The 20,106-nt window shown below is 70.6% G+C and carries 17 protein-coding genes; 11 read left to right on the top strand and 6 right to left on the bottom strand.

The window, feature by feature from the left end:
• Positions 1-9: 9 nt before the first annotated feature.
• Genes KQY30_RS03470 through KQY30_RS03450 form a run of 5 tightly spaced genes read left to right on the top strand, consistent with a single transcriptional unit; the run spans position 10 to position 5,812 of the window.
• Positions 10-1,182, top strand: a complete 1,173-nt coding sequence (locus KQY30_RS03470; protein ID WP_254406924.1) for an MSMEG_0568 family radical SAM protein — start codon at positions 10-12, stop codon at positions 1,180-1,182.
• Positions 1,183-1,188: 6 nt separating this feature from the next.
• Positions 1,189-2,853 (top strand): MSMEG_0567/sll0787 family protein, encoded by a 1,665-nt coding sequence (locus tag KQY30_RS03465; RefSeq protein WP_254406923.1) that lies wholly within the window; start codon positions 1,189-1,191, stop codon positions 2,851-2,853.
• A complete protein-coding gene (locus KQY30_RS03460; RefSeq protein ID WP_217305497.1) occupies positions 2,850-3,701 on the top strand; it encodes a carbon-nitrogen hydrolase family protein in 852 nt (283 codons plus the stop codon). Before KQY30_RS03465 ends, KQY30_RS03460 begins: the two co-directional genes overlap by 4 nt.
• A gap of 54 nt (positions 3,702-3,755) precedes the next feature.
• Entirely contained in the window at positions 3,756-4,703 is a 948-nt protein-coding gene (locus KQY30_RS03455) for a carbon-nitrogen hydrolase family protein (RefSeq protein ID WP_254406922.1), read from the top strand.
• Positions 4,700-5,812, top strand: a complete 1,113-nt coding sequence (locus KQY30_RS03450; protein ID WP_217305496.1) for an MSMEG_0565 family glycosyltransferase — start codon at positions 4,700-4,702, stop codon at positions 5,810-5,812. The genes KQY30_RS03455 and KQY30_RS03450 overlap by 4 nt, the downstream gene beginning before the upstream one ends.
• Here the strand turns inward: KQY30_RS03450 and KQY30_RS03445 are convergent.
• Positions 5,761-7,005, bottom strand: a complete 1,245-nt coding sequence (locus KQY30_RS03445) for a hypothetical protein (protein WP_217305495.1) — start codon at positions 7,003-7,005, stop codon at positions 5,761-5,763. The genes KQY30_RS03450 and KQY30_RS03445 overlap by 52 nt on opposite strands.
• Positions 6,998-7,612, bottom strand: coding sequence for an RNA polymerase sigma factor (locus tag KQY30_RS03440; RefSeq protein ID WP_217305494.1), 615 nt, complete (start codon positions 7,610-7,612; stop codon positions 6,998-7,000). Before KQY30_RS03440 ends, KQY30_RS03445 begins: the two co-directional genes overlap by 8 nt.
• A 359-nt stretch (positions 7,613-7,971) precedes the next feature.
• Between KQY30_RS03440 and KQY30_RS03435 the strand changes: the two genes are divergently transcribed.
• Genes KQY30_RS03435 through KQY30_RS03415 form a run of 5 tightly spaced genes read left to right on the top strand, consistent with a single transcriptional unit; the run spans position 7,972 to position 14,381 of the window.
• Positions 7,972-9,375: an aldehyde dehydrogenase family protein gene (locus tag KQY30_RS03435; protein ID WP_217305493.1), complete on the top strand. Its 1,404-nt coding sequence runs from the start codon at positions 7,972-7,974 to the stop codon at positions 9,373-9,375.
• Complete coding sequence (locus KQY30_RS03430; protein ID WP_217305492.1) at positions 9,372-10,895, top strand: sugar ABC transporter ATP-binding protein; 1,524 nt, start codon at positions 9,372-9,374, stop codon at positions 10,893-10,895. The genes KQY30_RS03435 and KQY30_RS03430 overlap by 4 nt, the downstream gene beginning before the upstream one ends.
• Positions 10,892-11,956, top strand: coding sequence for an ABC transporter permease (locus tag KQY30_RS03425; protein ID WP_217305491.1), 1,065 nt, complete (start codon positions 10,892-10,894; stop codon positions 11,954-11,956). Before KQY30_RS03430 ends, KQY30_RS03425 begins: the two co-directional genes overlap by 4 nt.
• The gene (locus KQY30_RS03420) at positions 11,953-12,930 is read left to right on the top strand and encodes a substrate-binding domain-containing protein (protein WP_217305490.1); all 978 of its coding nucleotides are present in this window, start codon (positions 11,953-11,955) and stop codon (positions 12,928-12,930) included. Before KQY30_RS03425 ends, KQY30_RS03420 begins: the two co-directional genes overlap by 4 nt.
• Positions 12,930-14,381 (top strand): mucin-5B, encoded by a 1,452-nt coding sequence (locus tag KQY30_RS03415; RefSeq protein ID WP_254406921.1) that lies wholly within the window; start codon positions 12,930-12,932, stop codon positions 14,379-14,381. The genes KQY30_RS03420 and KQY30_RS03415 overlap by 1 nt, the downstream gene beginning before the upstream one ends.
• A gap of 123 nt (positions 14,382-14,504) precedes the next feature.
• On the opposite strand, the gene KQY30_RS03410 is transcribed toward KQY30_RS03415, so the two are convergent.
• Positions 14,505-15,848, bottom strand: a complete 1,344-nt coding sequence (locus KQY30_RS03410) for a lysine N(6)-hydroxylase/L-ornithine N(5)-oxygenase family protein (RefSeq protein WP_217310709.1) — start codon at positions 15,846-15,848, stop codon at positions 14,505-14,507.
• Positions 15,849-15,925: 77 nt separating this feature from the next.
• Here KQY30_RS03410 and KQY30_RS03405 point away from each other — a divergent pair, with 77 nt between their 5' ends.
• The gene (locus KQY30_RS03405) at positions 15,926-16,873 is read left to right on the top strand and encodes a methionyl-tRNA formyltransferase (RefSeq protein ID WP_217305489.1); all 948 of its coding nucleotides are present in this window, start codon (positions 15,926-15,928) and stop codon (positions 16,871-16,873) included.
• 56 nt (positions 16,874-16,929) lie between these two features.
• Here the strand turns inward: KQY30_RS03405 and KQY30_RS03400 are convergent, their stop codons facing one another.
• From KQY30_RS03400 to KQY30_RS03390, 3 genes are read right to left on the bottom strand one after another with little or no spacing between them, the layout of a single operon-like run.
• A complete protein-coding gene (locus KQY30_RS03400; RefSeq protein WP_254406920.1) occupies positions 16,930-17,844 on the bottom strand; it encodes an ABC transporter ATP-binding protein in 915 nt (304 codons plus the stop codon).
• Between the two features lie 4 nt (positions 17,845-17,848).
• Complete coding sequence (locus KQY30_RS03395; protein WP_217305487.1) at positions 17,849-18,955, bottom strand: iron chelate uptake ABC transporter family permease subunit; 1,107 nt, start codon at positions 18,953-18,955, stop codon at positions 17,849-17,851.
• 2 nt (positions 18,956-18,957) lie between these two features.
• Positions 18,958-19,956: an iron ABC transporter permease gene (locus tag KQY30_RS03390; RefSeq protein ID WP_254407529.1), complete on the bottom strand. Its 999-nt coding sequence runs from the start codon at positions 19,954-19,956 to the stop codon at positions 18,958-18,960.
• Positions 19,957-20,106 lie beyond the last annotated feature (150 nt).

The following is a 20,106-nucleotide window of genomic DNA, read 5'->3' as shown; positions in this document are numbered from 1 at the left end:
AGGTACGTCGTGAGTATTGGCACCGATACGACGAGGACGAGCACGGGGGCACGTACGGCGGCGGGGGCCGGTACGACGGCGACGGGTACGGCGGGGCCGGACACGGCGGTGGACGTGCGCATCATGACCCGCGCCGAGCTGGCCCTGCGGGGCATCCGCCAGGACGTCGAGGTCCGGCGGCCGGACGGCGCGGGTCCCAGCGACGACGGCCACGTCCTTGTCGACGGTGCCAATGCCGCGCTGCCCCGCAACCCCGACAGCCCCTACACGGTCCGTGACGGCAGGATCTGGCTCGGCGACGAGTCCGGGGCGCTGACCGACACCGGGCTCGCCCTGACCCCCGTACGGCGCCCCGCGTTCTACGACCTGACGACGGCCGACGGCGTGCGGTACGAGGAGATCGCCCGGCTGCACGGCTCGGACGTGCTCGCCACGACCGTCGTACAGACCTGTGTCCGCTACGGCGAGGCCGACCGCTGCCGGTTCTGCACCATCGAGGAGTCCCTGCGCTCCGGCGCGACCGTCGCCGCCAAGACCCCGGCGCAGCTCGCCGAGGTCGCCGAGGCGGCGGTACGGCTGGACGGTGTCCGGCAGATGGTCATGACCACCGGCACCACCGCGGGCCCCGACCGCGGCGCGCGCAATCTCGTACGGTCGGTACGGGCCGTACTGGACGCGGTGCCCGGCCTTCCTGTCCAGGTGCAGTGCGAACCGCCCGGCGACCTGGGGTGGATCCGTGCCTTGCACGACGCCGGGGCGACCGCGGTCGGCATCCATGTGGAGTCCCTCGACGACGAGGTGCGCCGGCGCTGGATGCCGGGCAAGTCGACCGTGCCGATGGCCGAGTACGAGGCCGCGTGGGACGAGGCCGTGCGGGTCTTCGGGCCCAACCGCGTCTCCACCTATCTGCTCGTCGGCCTCGGCGAGGACCCGGACGAACTGGTCGCGGGCGCGGGACGGCTGATCGACCGGGGCGTGTATCCCTTCGTCGTACCGTTCCGCCCGATGCGCGGCACGCTCGCCGCCCGTGACGGGATCGGAGCGCCGGACGCGGAGCTGCTGAGGTACGTCACGGAGGGCGTCGCGGCGAAGCTGCGCGCGGCCGGGATGAGCGGTGCCGACCAGAAGGCGGGCTGCGCGGCCTGCGGGGCGTGCAGTGTGCTGAAGACCGCGGGCGGGTGAGCGGCGGTGTATCTGGACGGATCAGCCGCGCCGCAGGCGCCTGCACGGGGGGCCGGGCGGCCGGGCGATGGCCTGGCCGATGGACGGGCCGATGGGCCGGGCGGTCACCCGGCCGAGCGTACGGCGGACACCGCGTTCGACATCCTGGCGCTGCTCGGCGACCGCAGCACCCTGGCGCGGCAGCCGGCCTTCCGTATCGAAGAGGCGTGTTCCGCGGCCGAGTTGTCGGCCTACCGGCGGCTGCGCCGGGACGCCTTTGTCCATGAGCAGGGGCTCTTCTCCGGCCATGACCTGGACGACCGCGACGCGGACGACCGTACCGTCGTCCTGGTCGCCAAGGACCGGGACGGCGCCGTCGTCGGCGGCGTACGGCTCGGACCGGTCGGCGACGGTCCCGACATCGGCTGGTGGCAGGGGAGCCGTCTGGTGGCGGCCCGCCGTGCCCGTGGCTCGTACGGCATCGGCGCGGCGCTGGTCCGCGCGGCCTGCGCACGTGCGGAGGCGGAGGGCGTCCTGCGGTTCGACGCGACCGTCCAGGGCCGTAACGAGACGCTCTTCGAGCGGCTCGGCTGGCGGTCCGTACGCGAGGTCACGGTCGCGGGTGTGCCGCATGTGCTGATGCGGTGGCCGATCGGACGGATCGCGGCCCAGGCGGCGGCCAAGTCCGCGCTGGGGCCGCTGCTGGCGGCCTTGCGCGCACCGGGCCTTTCCGGGCCCGGTGTTCCCGGTCCGGCGGACGTGCCTCTTGGCGGAGCTTTGTACGGGGCAGGGAGTGGGCCTGTGGCTGAGCCCGCGGCCGGATCGGGGGCCAGCGCCCCGTCCCCGTACCCAGGCGGGTGGGCCGCTCTCGGCGGCGCCGGGTTCGTCGGTGACGACGGCGCACCCGTGCCCGGTACGGATCTGATCGCCGCGTGCGACGCGATCGTGCCGTCCATGGTCGAGCGTGATCCCGGATGGGCGGGCTGGTGTTCCGTTCTCGTCAACGTCAACGACCTCGCGGCGATGGGCGCTTCGCCGGTCGGGCTGCTCGACGCCGTCGGCGCGAAGGACACGGCGCACGCCGACCGGATTCTCACCGGGCTGGCGCGGGCGGCACAGGCGTACGGGGTGCCGGTCCTCGGCGGCCACACCCAGCTCGGCGTACCGGCCGCCCTGTCGGTGACCGCGCTGGGCCGCGCCGGGCGTCCGGTGCCGGGCGGCGGCGGACGGCCCGGGCACGCGGTACGGCTCACCGCGGACCTCGGCGGCGGCTGGCGCGAGGGCTACCGGGGCCGCCAGTGGGACTCGTCCACCCGTCGGCGTACCGACGAACTCCGCACGATGACCGGGGCGGTGGCCGCCGCCCGGCCCGCCGCGGCGAAGGACGTGTCGATGGCCGGGATCGCCGGGACGCTGGGCATGCTGGCGGAGGCGAGCGGCTGCGGCGCCGTCCTCGACGTGGCGTCCGTACCCCGCCCGTCGGCTGCGGCCATGGGCGACTGGCTGAGCTGTTTCCCCGGCTTCGCGATGCTGACCGCGGACGAACCGGGCGCGGCACCGCTGCCCGCCGGGCCCGCCACGGGTGCCGTGTGCGGGGAGCTGACCACAGGACAGGGCGTCGGGCTGCGCTGGCCCGACGGAGAGATCACGGACGTGGTCGCCGGCCCGGTGACCGGAATGGGGACCGCATGAGCACGCTTCGTATGGCGGCCGTCGCCGCCGAGTTCGGCCGCGACCTCGAAGAGGACTTCGCCGTGGCAGAGCGTCTGATCAAGGAGGCCCGCGCCGAGGGCGTACGGCTGCTCGCGCTGCCGGAGGCATGCCTGGGCGGCTATCTGCTCAGCCTCGACGACGACACCGTGCTGGACGCGGGCCCGCCGCCGCTCGCGGCCGACGGCCCCGAGATCCGCCGACTGGCGGCGCTGGCGGGCGAGTTGACCGTCGTGGCGGGCTACTGCGAGGCGGGCACGGACGGCCGGCGCTACAACAGCGTGGTCTGCGTCAACGGCGACGGGGTGCTGGGCAATCACCGCAAGGTCCACCAGCCGCTCTCCGAGGACGCCAGCTACGCGTCCGGCGACCGCTTCCACGCCTTCGACACACCGGTCGGCCGGATCGGCATGCTGATCTGCTACGACAAGGCGTTCCCCGAGTCCGCCCGCGCGCTGGCCCTCGATGGCGCGGAGATCGGCGTGGTCGTCTCCGCCTGGCCGGGCGCGCGCACGAACGCCGCCCCCGATCTCGTGAACGACCGCTGGAAACGCCGTTTCGACCTCTTCGACCGGGCCCGCGCGCTGGAGAACCAGATCGTATGGGTCTCCTCGAACCAGTCCGGTACCTTCGGGTCGCTGCGTTTCGTCGGCAGCGCCAAGGTCGTCGATCCCGGGGGCGAGATCCTCGCCGAAACCGGTGTCGGAGCCGGCCTGGCGATCGCCGAACTCGACGTCGCCCGGGCCCTGGAGACCGCTCGCCGCTCCATGGGCCATCTGCGCGACCGGCGTCCGGAGACGTACACGTACGCGGGAGCGGTCAGCGCGTGAGCACAGAAGCGGTGAACGGCCGATGAGCGGAGTCACAGGAGCGGTGAACGACCGATGAGCGCAGTCCGGATCGCGGCCGCCGCCGCCCACTTCGGCCGTGACCTGGAGTTCGGCCTCGCGCGTATCGCCAAACTCATCGATGACGCGCGCAGCTCCGGCGCCGGGCTGCTCGTCCTGCCCGACGCCGCGCTCGGGGGGTATCTGGCCGATCTGCGCCACCCCGATCCCGAGGCGCTCCCGCCGGCCCTGAAGCCGGACGACCCGCTGATCCACCGGGTGGCCCGGCTGGCCGCGGAGATGGTCGTGTGTGTGGGCTACTGCGAGGACGGCGGAGACGAGCGCTACAACGCCGCTGTGTGCGTCAGCGGCGACGGTGTCCTCGGCCGCCATCGCAAGGTGCACCTGCCGGCCGGCGAGACGGCCGCGTACACGCCGGGCGACAGCTTCGCCGCGTTCGACACCCCGGCGGGGCGGATCGGCATGCTGATCGACTACGACAAGACGTTCCCCGAATCCGCCCGTTCCCTGGCTCTGGACGGCGCCGAGATCCTGGCCTGTCTCTCGGCCTGGCCGACCAGCATCACCAACCGTGCCCCGCGCATGGCCCAGGACCGGCAGGCCAAGCTCTTCGACCTGTACGACCAGGCGCGCGCCGCCGAGAACCAGGTCGTCCTCGCCTCCTCCAACCAGACCGGTGCCATGGGCGGCATGCGCTTCCTGGGCCAGTCCAAGGTGGTGGGACCGGGCGGCGACATCCTCGCCCGGACATGGGCGAAGGCGGGTCTGGCGGTGGCGGAGGTCGACGTGGCGGCGGAGATCGACCGCGCGCGCAGGGTCCTTCACCATCTGGACGAGCGGCGGCCGTCGGCGTACCGGGAGGCCGGAACGACGACGGGCATCCCGAGGCCGCATGTGCCGGAGGACCGGCGGGCGGCGCGCGGACCGTACGGAGCCGAGAGCGGACCGTACCCGGCCCCCAGCCCCCCTTGGACTCCCTCATGAAGATCGCCCTGCTCAGCTACTCCACCAAGCCGCGCGGCGGTGTCGTGCACACGCTGGCGCTGGCCGAGGCGCTGGCGGAGGCCGGCGAGGACGTGACCGTCTGGTCGCTGGGCCGGGGCGGCGACTCGGACTTCTTCCGCCCGGTCGGCGCGGGCGTACGCGTACGGATCGTGCCGTTCCCGGACGGACCGGCGGCCGAGACCGTGGGGGAGCGCGTCCTCCGCTCCATCGCGACCCTGCGCGACGCCTTCGACCCCTCGCCCTACGACATCGTCCACGCACAGGACTGCATCAGCGCGAACGCGGTGGACGGCCGCTGTATCCGCACCGTCCACCACCTCGACCAGTTCACCACGCCGGAACTCGCCGCCTGCCACGAACGGGCCATCGTGGAGCCGTACGCCCACATCTGCGTCTCGCGGTCGGTCGCGGACGAACTGGCGGCGGGCTGGGGCCTGAAGGCGGAGGTCATCCCCAACGGTGTGGCCCACGAGCGCTTCGCCGCCACCGATCCGGCGGCCCGCGCCGCCTGGCGCTCCCGGCTCGGCCGCTATGTACTGGCCGTCGGCGGCATCGAGCCGCGCAAGGGCGCGCTGGACCTTCTGGAGGCGTACGCGCTCCTGCGCGCGGACCACCCCGGCGTACGGCTGGTGATCGCGGGCGGCGAGACCCTGTTCGACTATCGCGACTACCGCGCCCGCTGGGAGACCCGCGCGGTCGAACTGGGCGTGGAGCCGGTCGTACTGGGCCAGGTTCCCGAGCCCGACCTGCCCCCACTGGTCGCCGCCGCGGCCGCCTTCGCGTTCCCGTCCACCAAGGAGGGCTTCGGTCTGGCGGCCATGGAAGCCCTGGCCGCCGGAGTTCCCCTGGTCGTCCGTGACCTCCCGGTACTGCGTGAGGTCTTCGCCCCCGCGGCCCGCTTCGCCACCACCCCCGGCTCCCTGGCCACCGAACTGTCCGCGGCCCTCACGGCCCCCGATCCCGCCCGCCGCGCGGCGGGCCGGTCCCTGGCCGCCCGCCACACCTGGCCCACCGCGGCCCAGCGCCACCTCGCCTTCTACCGCTCCTGTCTCGGCGCGGGGATCCCGTCCCACTTCGGCAGTTTGTAGCCCACCCAGTCCGCGCCGCCCTCGACCGTGCCGGGCTTGTCCACGACCGCCGTCGCCTTGCGGGTGCGCTCCTCGGGGACGATGCCGTGCCCGTCGTCGATCAGGGTGCGGTAGCCCCGGAACGCGTAGGTCCGCGGGTCGAGGAACAAGTAGGTGGTGAAGTGAGTGACCACCTTCTTGAATTTCCCGGGGTTGTTCCGGTCCAGGAGCCAGCCGGTGGAATCCCGGGTGGCCGAGATTGTGATGCTCGGCCGGCCGAAAGCGTCCTTCATGGGGGTCTTGACCAATTCGGTGCCCGGGATCAGGGCCAGCGCCTTGAAGAGCGCGGCGTTCACCTTCGGCGGGATGACGGGTGCCTGCTGCATGAGCGCGAGGATGTTCTGGTACTGCATTTCCGGCGTGAGACGTATCGGCTTGGCGGGCACACGCGCAGGCGGGACTGGCCAACGCGACCAGACCGTCCTGGTCACGAGCTTGCCGGTCTTCGGATCCCGCACCTTGATCTTGACGGGGGACGGCGAAGCGGTGGGCAGGACCGGGGGACGCGGCTGATCGGGCATCGGGTGGACCAGGATGAACCGGGGGTCCGTGGACACCTTCTTCAGCAGGGCCTTCGGATCGGTCGGCAACTGCGCGAAAGCGTCGTACGTCTTGATCGGCTCGAACCTGATGTCATCAACGGCGGCGTTGCGAGGGGTCGGCCGCTGTTCGAGCACGGGCTTCTTCCCCGGCACGGGCCTCTTCTCCGGAGTGACCCACAGACTGCCGTCGCCCTTGACCCACTGCGGGTTGATGCCGCACCCCGCGTCACAGGCGACTTCGTCGTGGAAGACCCACTGATCAGCGGTCGGGCGTGGCAGCGGCGACTGCTCCGCGGTGACGGCCGCCGCCGCGAGCACGGTCGCCACGGTCTGCGGCTCGGCCGCGCCATCGGGGCCACCGGAGGACCCCGGCAGCGCCACCAGGACACCGCCGGTGACCGCCGCCGCGGTCACGGCGGCGAAGACGGTGCTGCGCAGCCTGCCCCGCAGCAGTCTGCCCCGCGGCAGCCGGTTCTGCCGGGCACGTGCCGGGCCGGATTCCTCCTCGGCCACGGCCGCTGCCATCAACTTCCACCGGCCACGGGCCAGTTGACCCGCCTCGGCGGCGGGAGCGTCGCCGCGCAGCTCCCGCAGTGCGGTCAGGTCATCCATGGTCGGTCTCCTCGGATGTGAGAGCGGGGTTGTTGTCGCCAAGGGCGGCGCGCATCTTCTTGCGCGCCCGGTTCAGCCGGGAACGGACGGTGCCCAGCGGGATCGCGAGCGCCGTCGCCACCTCGTCGTAGGAGAGGTCGGCCCAGGCGATGAGCAGCAGGACATGCCGGTCGCCGTCGCTGAGCGCCCGCAGCGCCGCGGCCAGCGGGGCCCTGGAGGCGGCGGCGGTGACCTGGCCGTCCACCCGGTCCGACCAGGACTCGGCCACCGGGTCGACCCCTGTCCTGGCCAGTGCGCGGTAGGCGCGCAGTTCGGTTCTTCGGTGCTTGCCGATGAGATTGGCGGCAATGCCGTACAGCCACGGCCGTGCGTGCGGGCGGCCGGTGTCGTACCGGTGGCGCTGCCGGAAGGCGATCAGAAAGGTCTCGCCGACGACGTCGTCCGCCGTTTCGGCGCCGAGCCTCCTCAGGACATAGCGGTGCAGGTCGGCGGCGTAGCGGTCGTATAGCTGGGCGAATATCTCGGGTTCGGCCACCGAGCGCGCGATCAGCGTCGCGTCGTCGGTGGCTGCCGCACTCGGGGCGGCGTTCCCGATGGAGGCGAACAAAGAGGACTCCGTTTCTGGGGGAGCTGTCGAGTGCCCCGCTGGCGCTCATCCCTTGTTGCCCGAAGTCCCCGGGCGAGTTCACGGTGCGCCGGCCGACGGCCTCGGGCCGCGCTGCCGGGCATTCGGCCTGGATATTCCGGTGGCCATGGCGACAGAGCCGCCTTATGACGTCCCGCCCCGCCGCCGGGCTGCAATTTACTTATTTGCCAAAAAGCGCCGAACGGAATGCCTGGCCAATGCACTATTTGCAAGGCAGCCATTTTGTCACCGCTGTTGACTAAATAGTTGGCGGGTGCCAGCATCGCTGCGACTTCTGGAGAGTCGTCTACCCGGTCAAGACCGTACAGGAGAGCCGACGTATGACGTCCCGCGGTAATGCTGTGTCCGTACACAATCCAGGAACCGGTGAAGTTCTCGGTGAGATAGAGGACTTCACAGCCGAGCGCATCGGCACCGCACTTGAGGCAGCGGCGAACGGCCAACGGGCCATGGCCGCGCTGCCGGCTCACACGAGGGCACAACTTCTGCTGAAGGCAGCGGAGCTGATCGAGGCAGAGGCCGACGGGCTGGCCCGGCAGCTCGCTGCGGAGAACGGCAAGCCAGTCTTCCAGACCGTCGAAGAGGTCCGCGCCGCCATCAGGATCTTCCGTGGCTTCGCGGGCGAGGCCACCCGGCTGCTGGGGAGGCAGATCCCCCTCGACGCCGTGCCGGGCCTTGAGCGCCACCTCGCCGTCACGATCCGCGAACCCCTCGGCCCCGTCGCGGCGTTGGTGCCCTTCAACTACCCCGTGGAGCTGTACGCCCACAAGGCGGCCGCCGCACTCGCCGCAGGCAACGCGGTGCTCGTCCACCCGCCCGTGCGTTGCCCGCTCACGCTCATCCGGATCGCGGAACTCGTCGCCGCCGCCGGATTCCCCGACGGCGCCCACCAACTCCTCACCGGCGGGGTACACGTCTCTCAGGAACTGGCCACCAGGGCGGGCGCCGCCGCGGTCAGCCTGACGGGATCCACCGCCGCCGGCCGCGAGATAGCCCGCCGTGCCGCGGACACCCTCAAGAAGGTCCACCTCGAACTCGGCGGCAACGACGCCCTGATCGTCTGCGACGACGCCGATGTCGAAGCCGCGGCGAATGCCGTGATCCTGGGACGCCTCGCACGCGGCAACGGGCAGATCTGCTGCGCGGTCAAGCGTGTGTACGTCCAGAGCGGAGTGCACGACGCCTTCGTGGACGCCCTCCTGTCGGGCGCCGCCAAGCTCAGCGTGGGCGATCAGCTCGCCGACGGAACCGATGTGGGCCCGCTCATCACCGAAGCCGCCGCGCAGCGCGTGGAGCAGGCCGTGGACACCCTGGTCTCGGACGGCGCCCGCAAGGTGGCGGGCGGCGCCCGTCGCGGCGCCTTCTACGACCCGGCCGTCCTCGTCGACGTACCCACCGACAGCGCGGCCTTCAACGAGGAGATCTTCGGCCCCGTCGCCCCCGTCGCCCGCTTCGAAGACCCCCTGGACGCCGTTCGGATGGCCAACGCCTCCCCGTACGGACTACAGGCCGCCGTCTTCACCCGGGACATCCAGCGCGCCTACACCCTCGCCGGCCGGCTCGACGTGGGCGGCGTCGTGATCAACGGATCCACCGCGCTGCGTGCCGAGAACCTGCCGTTCGGCGGTCCCAAGGACACGGGCGGTTCTGCGGAGGGCCTGCACGACACGGCTCTGGAGTTCACCCGGCAGAAGACGGTCATCGTGATGGAGGCGTTCCAGTGAGCGGTGCGCCCGCTCCGCCGGTTCTCGACGTACGCGGAGTGCACAAGTCGTACGGCGGCACCAAGGTGTTGCACGGAGTGAACCTCACGGGCCACGCGGGTGACGTGCTCGCCGTGGTCGGCGCGAACGGCGCCGGAAAGTCCACCCTCATCAAGATCCTCGCGGGCGCGGAGCGCATGAGCAGCGGTGAACTGCGCCTCGACGGAAAGGCCGTCGCGCTGCGCTCCCCGCACGACGCGCACACCCACGGCATCAGGACCGTCCACCAGGAGCTCACCCTCGTCCCTGAACTGTCCGTCACGGAGAACCTGTTGATGGGCCACTACCCGCGGATGCTCGGCGGCCTCATCAACTGGCGGGCCGCGCACGCCCGCGCACGGGTACTCCTGGAGGGCATCGGATACGGGGCGATCGACCCCCGGACCAAGGCCGGCGGCCTCACCGTCGCACGCCAGCAGATGGTCGAGATCGCCAAGGCCCTCGTGGACGAGAGCGGAGAGCCGAGGGTGCTGGTGCTCGACGAGCCGTCGGCGGTGCTCGCCGGCGCGGACCTGGACGCCCTGTTCACCCTGATCCGAAGGCTTCAGGAGCGCGGCGTCGTCATCGTCTACGTGTCGCACCGGCTGGCCGAGGTCACCGAACTGGCCACCACCATCGTCGTCATCAAGGACGGCCGTGTCGTCGCCGAGACCACACCGCGGCACACGGACGAGAACGAGATGATCCGTCTGATGGCGGGACGCCGTCCTCAGCAGCTCTACCCCGACCGGCGCACCGACGTCGGCCCGGAACTGCTCTCCGTCCAAGGGCTCGGCAGACCGGGTGAGTTCGACGATGTCTCCTTCGCCCTGAGGGCGGGTGAGATCACCGGCCTGTTCGGTCTCGTCGGGTCGGGCCGCAGCGAACTGGCCCACTGCGTCTTCGGTGCCCGGCCCGCGGCCGAGGGGACGATCAGGGCCGAGGGCTCACGTACCGACCGCTTCCGCAGCCCCAGGGACGCCATCGGCGCCGGGCTCGCCCTGGTCACGGAGGACCGCAAGCGCACCGGCCTGGTCCTCGGCCTCAGTACGGAGGACAACATCGGCCTCACCACCCTCAGGACCGCGACCAGAGGACCGCTGGTGGACACCGCCCGGCGCAGACGCGACGCCCTGGCGATGACCGACCGGCTCGACATCAGGCCCGCTCACTCCCTGCGGCTGCCGGTACGTCTGCTCAGCGGCGGCAACCAGCAGAAGGCCGTGCTGGCGAAGTGGCTGCTCACATCGCCCCGCGTGCTCCTCCTCGATGAACCGACCCGCGGTGTCGACATGGCGACCCGAGTGGAGATCTACCGAATGCTCGACGAACTCGCCCGCGGCGGAATGGCCGTCCTGCTCATCTCGTCCGACCTCACCGAGGTCCTCGGCGCCACCGACCGCGTGCTGGTGATGCGCGAGGGACGGATCGCCGCCGAGCTTCCCTCTGACCGTACGTCCGAGGACACCGTCCTCGCCCACGCGATCGGACACGCCGCATGACGGACCACCTCTCGGCCTCTCCAAGGGATTCCGAGCGACTCTCCAAGAACGGCGCCACCGAGGCGGGGGGAGGCCCGCGGCTGCCCAGGATCAGGGTGGCGGGGCGCGACATCACCCTGGAAGTGGCCCTCGCCGCGCTGCTCGTCGCCTTCATCGCGATCGCCGGCGCGACCACCGACGCCTTCCTCACCGAGGCGAACGTCACCAACCTGCTCAAGCAGATGGTCACCACCGGACTGCTGGCCTTCGGCATGCTCACAGTGATCCTGACGGGCGGCATCGACCTTTCCGTCGGCTCGGTGGTGGCCTTCTCCGGCATTCTCGCCGCCGGTCTGTCGGCCGGGTTGCCCGTGTGGCTGGCGATGCTGATCGGAGCGGCGTCGGGCGTCGGGTTCGGGCTGGTCAACGGGGCACTCGTGGCTCGCTTCCAGCTCGCCCCCTTCGTGGTGACACTCGCCGCGCTCACCACCATCCGCGGTCTGGCCTTTGTCTACTCGGAGACCCCGGTGGCGCCGGAGAAGGCCGGCTTCTTCGAACTGGGATCCGCCGCGCTCGGCCCTGTGCCCGTTTCCACGATCATCATGATCGCTGTCTTCCTGCTCGGCGGGATCTTTCTCGGCCGCACCCCGGCAGGCCGCGCGCTGACCGCGATCGGCGGCAGTGCGGAGACCGTACGCCTGGCGGGCATCGGCGTACGACGCCATGTGGTCCTCGCCTACACCATCAGCGGCGCCTGCGCCGGACTCGCGGGCGTCATCCTCGCCAGCCGCGTCGGTATCGCCCAGCCCAGCGTGGGCACCGCCTTCGAACTGGACGCCATCGCCGCCTGTGTCATCGGCGGTGCCAGCCTGGCCGGCGGCAAGGGTACGGTGCGGGCGACCTGCGCCGGTGTGCTGGTGCTCGCTCTGATCAACAATCTGCTCAACCTCTATGACGTACAGAGCTTCTGGCAGCAAGTTCTCAAGGGACTCATCATCATCGCCGTCATCCTCGTCCAGCGCGCGGGGCGACTCCGCCCCGCTGCCGGAGCGACGACCCCGGGAAAGGGATCGCTGTCATGATCGCCCAGAGCAAGATCAAATACGCCGGACTGCTCGCCGGGGCCGTCCTCGTCGCCACCATGTCGGGCTGCTCCTCCGACGGTGGGAACGCGAGCGGCAAGGGGGACGGCGACTACACGGTGGGCGTCGCCAATTTCACCCTGAGCGGGCCCTACTTCAACGGCATGGACCGCGCGATCAAGGCTCAGGCGAAGAAGAAGGGCGTGGAGGTCCGCAGCACGGACGCGGGCGGTGACGCGGCCAAGCTCGCCTCGAACGTCGAGGACCTGCTGAGCAAGGGCGTCGACGCGGTCATCATCTCGGGAGGCCCGCTGGAATCGGCCCCGGCCGTCCTCAACGCCATCAAGGCCGCGGGCAAGCCGGCCGTGCTTGTCGACCGCAAGTTCAAAACGGGCGACTACACAAGCTGGATAGGCCCCGACAACGAGGCGATCGGCAAGCAGAACGGCGAGTTCCTGGCCGGTGAACTGCCCGACGGGGCCACGGTCGCGATCGTCAAGGGAGGCCCCGCCGACAACAGCATCGGCCTGGCCCGCACCAACGGCGTCAAGGGCGCCCTCACCAGCGCCGGACTCAAGATCGTCGAAGCCCCCGACTTCGGCAACTGGAGCTCCGACGGCGGGCTGACCGTGACGGAGAGTCTGCTCGCCTCGCACGCCGACCTCGACGCGGTGTTCTGCGAGAACGACGCCATGTGCCTGGGCGCCCAGCGCGCCATCAAGGACGCCGGCCGCGACAAGGACATCGTGCTGGCCGGCGTCGACGGCCAGTCCGAAGCCCTCAAGGCAATCTCGGACGGTACGAACTACCTGGTCACAGGTCTCAACGACGCCGACCAGATCGGCAGCCTCGGCCTGGACAGGACCGTCGACATCCTCGACGGCAAGAAGACGGAGAAGGACACCGTGGTGCCCTCACCACGTGTCACCAAGGAGAACGCCAGCCAGTACTACGACCCGGACGGGGAGTTCTGATGAGCCGCACGCACGCGTACCGTCTCCCTCTGCCAAGAACGCACCGCTACGCGATGACCGCCCTGCTCGGCGGCGCACTCGCCCTTACGCCGCTCCTCGCCGCGGCGCAGAGCCCGGACGAACCGGCTCCGGCACCCCTCGTCGCGCAGAAGGCACCCACCCAGAACTGGAAGCTCCTGCACTCGGAGAACTTCGCCCAGAAGCTCGACCCGGGGAAGGCGCCCTGGGTCAGGGAGTCCTACGACAACCCGTTCGACACCGTCATGGACGACAACGGCAAGTGGTATCACAACGACTACGGCGACGCCTGGGACGCGCAGCTCAACTCCTTCGCCACCTACCGGAAGGAGTTCCCGGTCGGCGAGGGCGGCTGGCTGACCGCGTCGCTGTCCGCCCGCGACTGGGACAAGGACGGCACCATCGAGAAGCCGCCGTCCATCACCAATGGCAGGGCGGGCAAGTCCACCGTCGCCAGACTCGACGTCCCCGACCACACGGGCGGCGCCATCTTCCGTCCCACCGAGTCGCTTCCCGATCAGTACCGCATCGAGTACAAGCTCAAGACACTCGACTTCGGCGGCAAGCGCAACGGAACCATCGACTACGACAACCGCATCAACGGTTACAGCAAGGACGGGTGCAAGACACAGCATCCGTGGGGCGAGGGTTCCAGGAGCCCCGGCTGGGAGGGCGACGCCTCCGCCCCGTACTGCGAGTGGCAGGACGTCCGCGAGGGCAACTACGGTTACAACGGATTCCACTACCTGTCCATCGTGGACTTCGCCGACCCCGCGCCCCGCAACAACCACTTCTGGCACTACCGGCGCAAGGTGCTCATGGACGGCTTCGCCCAGCACCCCGACCGCGTCGGCACGGGCACCGGGGGCCGTGTCTGCAACTCGAAGACCAACGAGTACTACAACTACCGGGACAGCAGCTTCAACACGGTCAACATGTGGATCAGCGGGCTGCCGAACTGGACCCCGGGACAGGGCGGCCTGGCCGGCAACTCGCAGTGGTTCATGACCAGTTGCTCGAACGGTGTCGCCGAGCAGCAGCTCTCCTCCGCGGCCGAGCTCCAGCCCGAGCTGATGCCGAACGAGGACTACACCTTCGCCATCGAGCGTGACAGCACGGGCTACACGCTGGAGGCCAGCGGAAACTTCGCCCGCGCCGGCCGGCAGACACTCCGCTTCCACCGCGACTTCATCGTGAACGACAAGCCGATCTGGCACTACAACGTCAAGCCCGGCGAGTACGACGGCCGCTACAACAACACCCTCGTCCAGGGCAAGGATCTGCACGGCAAGGCCGAATGGCCCGACCAGTGGCCGAAGGACTCCGCCTACCCGGACTCCTTCGTCATCGGCGATCTTTACACCAACGTGTACGAGGGCAGCGCGAGCCTCACGGACATCAAGCTCTTCGTGCCGAAGGCCACGAAGAAGTGAACTGACTCGCGAAGTCCACGGCCCCGCCTCCTCGCCCGGCCACCAGCGGGCGAGGAGGCGGGGCCACCTCGTACAGGCCCGCGGTCGTGCGCCTCGCCGGTCGCGCCGGGCGTTCCCGGCGTGTCAGCGCGCGTCGGCCGTTGTGGGGAAGCTCCTCGTACGGCGTTCCGCCAGCAGGGCGTCCCGTATCTCGCCCGCCCGTACCGCCGTGTGGGAGAGCAGGGTCGAGGTGATCCCATGGGTGTGCTCGGTGCCGCCCTGGAGATAGATGCCCGCCGTCACATTGGGGGCGGTCACGACCCGGTGGTCCCGGTTGACCAGGACCGCGTCCTCCTCGTCGCGCAGACAGAGCTTGCCGATGCCGCCGAGGCGGTCGCCGAGGTCCTGCGGCCGGTAGCCGGTGGCGTGGACCAGGATGTCGGCGGCGAGCACCTCCCGTTCACCGGTGGGCAGGTACTCCACGGTGACGTCGAGCCTCTCCTCGTGCACTTCGACCTCGCGGATGCGTGACACATTCAGCATCCGCAGCCGCTGGTTCCCCCGTACCTTCTCCTGGTACATCGTCCGGGACAGCGACTCGATCAGATCCATGTCCACCACCGAGTAGTTGGTGGAGCGGTGGTAGTCGAAGAGTGCCTGCTTCACCCCGCGCGGCGCGTTGTAGTAGACGTCGACGGCCTCGGGATCGAAGATCCGGTTGGCCATGGGACTGTCATCGGCCGGGGTGTAGCCGTACTTGGCGAAGACCGAGCATATCTCCGCGTCCGGGAAGCCGCGGTGGAGGTAGTCGACGGCCTCCGCCGCGCTCTGCCCGGCGCCGAGCACCACGGCCCGCCGCACCGGAGCCCGTCGGTCCGTCAACTCGGCGACCCTGGGCATCAGTTCGCTGTTGTGCCAGATCCGGTCCGACAGGACGGTGCCCGGTGGCAGATGGGGCTCCATTCCGGTGGCGACCACGACATTGCGGGCCCGGCGTACGGTCAGCCGCCCGGGCCTGCCCGTATCGCGGAAGGCGACATCCAGCCAGCGCACCTCGCCCTCGACTGCCACCGGATCCACCGAGACGACCTCCGCGCCGTAGTCGACGAGACCACCGACCCGGGCGGCGGCCCATTCGAAGTAGTCGTGGAACTCGATGCGCAGCGGAAACAGGGTCTTCTGGTTGAGGAAGTCCACCAGTCTGCCCCGGTCGCTCAGATACGACAGGAAGCTGAAGTCGCTCGTGGGGTCCCGCATCGTGACCAGGTCCTTGAGGAAGGAGACCTGCATCGTGGCGTCGTCGATGAGCATGCCCCGGTGCCAGCCGAAACGAGGTTGCTTCTCCAGGAATCCGGCGCTTATTCGTTCATCGTCCGGAACTTTCGCATTGTGCTCCTGGACTGCTATCGCGAGAGCCAGGTTCGACGGCCCGAAGCCGATGCCGATTACGTCATGGACCGAGTCCGGCTCGCTCTGCAGTGGGTTCACCACGTCATCGCCTCCCTAAGTGACCTCATATTAGGTAAGGTAAGGCTAACCTTGCAATGTTTGAGGAAGGATTCACCATGCGGGTCGTCATGTTCGGCTACCAGACGTGGGGTCACCGGACGCTCCAGGCGCTGCTGGACTCGGAGCACGAAGTGGTCCTGGTCGTCACCCACCCGAAGAGCGACCATGTCTACGAGAAGATCTGGGACGACTCGGTGGCCGAACTCGCCGAGAAGCACGGCGTACCGGTGCTTCTGCGCAACAGGCCCGACGACGAGGAACTGCTGCGGACCCTGCGCGAGGCGGCGCCCGACATCATCGTGGCCAACAACTGGCGTACCTGGCTGCCCCCGGAGATCTTCGGCCTTCCCCCGCACGGCACGCTCAACATCCATGACTCGCTGCTGCCCGCCTACGCCGGCTTCTCCCCGCTGATCTGGGCCCTGATCAACGGGGAGCCGGAGGTCGGCGTGACCGCTCACCGCATGGACGCCGAACTCGACGCCGGCGACATCGTGTTCCAGCGGTCCGTGCCGGTCGGAGCCACCGACACCGCCACGGACCTCTTCCACAGAACGGTCGACCTGATCGGGCCGATCGTGGCCGACTCGCTCGACGCCATCGCCTCCGGCACCGCCCGCTGGGTCCCGCAGGACCGCTCCCGCGCCAGCTTCTTCCACAAGCGTTCCATCGAGGACAGCCGGATCGACTGGTCCTGGCCCGCGGAGGACCTGGAGCGGCTGGTACGCGCCCAGTCCGACCCGTACCCCAACGCCTTCACCCATCACCGCGGCCGGCGCATACGGATCGTCTCGGCGGCGGTCTCGGAGGCCTGTTACGGCGGCACCCCGGGGCGGATCTTCATCCGTGAGGGCGACGGGGTGGTCATCGTGGCCGGCCCCGACGCTCGTACCGGCCGGAGCAAGGGCCTTGTCATCCGGCGCCTGCGGACCGAGGACGGCGCCGAACACGCCGCCACGGACTACTTCCGCACGATGGGCGGCTATCTGACCTCGCGTCCGTGAGCCCGCGTACCTCCTGCCTGCGAACCTCCCGCCCGTGAGCGGATTGCCGGTCCGCCTCAGCCGAGCTGCGCGGGGGCGGCGGGCCGGTCCGGTGTGCCGGCGGCCGGTGCGGCGGCCTCCGACCGAACCGGTGTGCCGGCGGCCGGGTCGTCCGGTGTCTCGTGATGCCGGCTCACCGGGATGACCATCGGCGTTCCGCTGACGGGATCGGTGGCCACCTGGCAGCGCAGCCCGAAGACGTCCTCGACCGTCCGGGCGGTGATCACCTCGGCAGGGGCGCCCTCAGCGGCGATCGCGCCCGCCTTCATCGCGATCACGTGATCGGCGTAACGGCACGCCTGGTTGAGGTCGTGCAGCACCATGACGACCGTGCGCTTCTCGTGCCGGTTGAGGTCCTTGACCAGGTCGAGCACATCGATCTGGTGCGCCAGGTCGAGATAGGTCGTCGGCTCGTCCAGCAGCAGTACGGGTGTCCCCTGGGCGACCGCCATCGCGATCCACGCGCGCTGCCGCTGCCCGCCGGAGAGTTCGTCCACGGGGCGCTCGGCGAGGTCCGTCATGCCGGTGGCGCGCAGCGCGTCGTGGACGGCCTGTTCGTCGCTCTTGGACCACTGCCGCCACCATGTCTGGTGCGGTGAACGGCCGCGGCCGACCAGGTCGATGACCGTCAGCCCCTCCGGCGCGACCGGGCTCTGCGGCAGTATGCCGAGCCGCTGGGCCAGTTCCCGGGTCGGGATGGAGCGCAGGGCCACGCCGTCGAGGTGTACGGCGCCGGCGCGCGGCGACAGCAGCCGGGCGAGCGCCCGCAGCAGCGTGGACTTGCCGCAGGCGTTGGCGCCGACGATCGCGGTGATCCGGCCCGGCGGTACCGCCACGTCGATGCCGTCGACGACCACACGGTCGTCGTACGCCAGCCGCAGGCCCTCGGCCCTCAGGTCCGGGCCCTCGTGGTGCACGGGGGTCGATGACACGGGTTCAGCCTCCTGAGCCGACGCGGTTGGCACGGACGAGCAGCCAGAGCAGTACGGGGGCGCCGAGCACCCCGGTGACGAGGCCGACCGGGAGTTCGGTGCCCGGGACCGCCTCGCGTGCGAGCAGATCGGCGGTCAGCACCGTCACGGCGCCGGTGAGACCGGCCGTGAGCGGCGGGGGCCAGGCGGTACGGGCCAGCCGCTGGGCGACCTGCGGCGCGGCCAGCGCCACGAAGGCGACCGGGCCCGCCGCCGCGGTGCCGAAGGCGATCAGTCCGACACCCGTGAGCAGGGTGGCCAGCCGGACCGGCTGTACGGGTGTGCCCAGCCCCTTCGCGACATCGTCGCCGAGCTGGAGCGTCCGCAGCCGGCGGCCTAGCAGCAGCGCGACCGGTACGAGCACGGCCAGCGCGGTCGCCAGCGGGCCGACGGCGCCCCAGTCACGCCCGTTGAGGTTGCCGACGAGCCAGCCGAGCGACGCCTGTGCCTCGAACTGGCCGCCGTACGCCATCAGATAGTCCGTCAGGCTGGTGCAGACCCAGGAGACACCGATGCCGACGAGCACGATCCGGTAGCCGGTCGTACCGCGCTTCCAGGCCAGGGCGTATACCAGCAGCGCGGTGGCCAGGGCGCCCAGCAGTCCCAGCGACTGGGTGCTCAGACCCGCGTCCCAGCCGAGGACCACACCGGCCACCACCGCGGCGCCGGCGCCCTGGGTGATACCGATCATGTCCGGGCTGGCGAGCGGGTTGAGCGTCATGGTCTGGAAGAGGGCTCCCGACATCCCGAAGGCGACACCGACGAGCAGGCCGGTCAGCGCCCTCGGCAGCCGCAGCTCGTGGACGATGAGAGCGGTGGCCGGATCGCCCGCGCCGACGAGGGACCGCATCACCTCGGTGACGCCGATCGGCACCTCGCCCACGGATATGCCGAGGCAGAACACCAGGAAGCCGGCGAGCGCCAGACCGGCGCCGACGACGACCAGCCGGGGCCGCAGTACTCCGGAGACGGGCGGGCGCGTCAGCCGGAACGCGATACGAGCGGGCAGGCGCGGGCCGGTGCGTACGGCGCGGGCGGCGCGGGCCGTACGGGGGGACAGCAGACCGGTCATGTTCACAGCTCCGCGAGTCGGCGGCGGCGGACCATCGCGATGAAGAACGGGCCGCCGATGAAGGCGACAAGAACGCCGGCCTGGATCTCGACCGGTCGTGCGACGAGGCGTCCGGCGATGTCGGCGAGGAGCAGCAGGCACGGAGCCAGCACGGCCGACAGCGGAAGGAGCCACCGGTGGTCCGGGCCGATCCCGGCCGCCTGGGTGAGGATACGCGCGATGTGCGGGACGACGAGACCGACGAAGACCACGGGGCCGATGACGGCCACCGCCCCGCCCGTGAGCAGGGTGACGGCGAGCACTCCCGCCACCCGTATCAGACCGAGCCGGGTGCCCAACGAGGCCGCCACGTCGTCACCGAGGGCGAGGCTGTTGAGCGCGGGGGCCAGTGACAGGGCGAGTACGGCACCGGCCGCGAGGAACGGCAGCACCTGAGCGAGGCTGTCGCTGTTCTGTCCGGCGAGCGAGCCGGCCTCCCAGAAGCGGAACCGGTTCAGCGCGTCCGGGTCGGTGAGGACGACGGCGCTGGTGAAGGAGGAGAGCAGCGAGGTGATGGCGACACCGGCCAGCGCCAGCTTCACCGGAGTCGTACCGGACCGTCCGAGCCCGCCCAGCAGATACACCAGAACGCTCGCGAACAGCGCGCCCGCGAAGGCGAACCAGATGTATCCGTGGACGGTGCTCAGGCCGAACACTCCGACCGAGACGGCGATCGCGAAGGCGGCGCCCGCGCTGACGCCGAGCACCCCCGGGTCGGCGAGCGGATTGCGCGTCAGGGCCTGCATCAGACAGCCGGAGAGCCCGAGGGCCGCTCCCGCCGCCAGCCCGAGCGCGGTGCGCGGCAGCCGGACCGACCAGATGACATTGTCGATCCGTGAGTTCGGGGCATTCCCGAAGAGGGTCGACACGACCTGGTCGAGCGGCACGCTCAGGGCGCCGAACGCGATCGACAGCAGGCACAGGGCGGCCAGGGCGCCGCCGGGCAGCGCCACGAGCAGCACCGCGCGCGGGGTTCTCGCCCCGGTCACCGAGCTCTCTCCACGTAAATGTCCTCACTGTGGCCGGGCACTCACCGCAACCAGCGACTCGGTGACCCGAGAACGAGTGCCCCTATCTGATTAGGTAACCCTTACCTTAGTATGGCGGCGACT

This window comes from Streptomyces sp. GMY02 (genome assembly GCF_019056675.1).
Lineage (GTDB): Bacteria > Actinomycetota > Actinomycetes > Streptomycetales > Streptomycetaceae > Streptomyces > Streptomyces odonnellii.
This window is presented reverse-complemented; position numbering and strand designations above follow the sequence as displayed.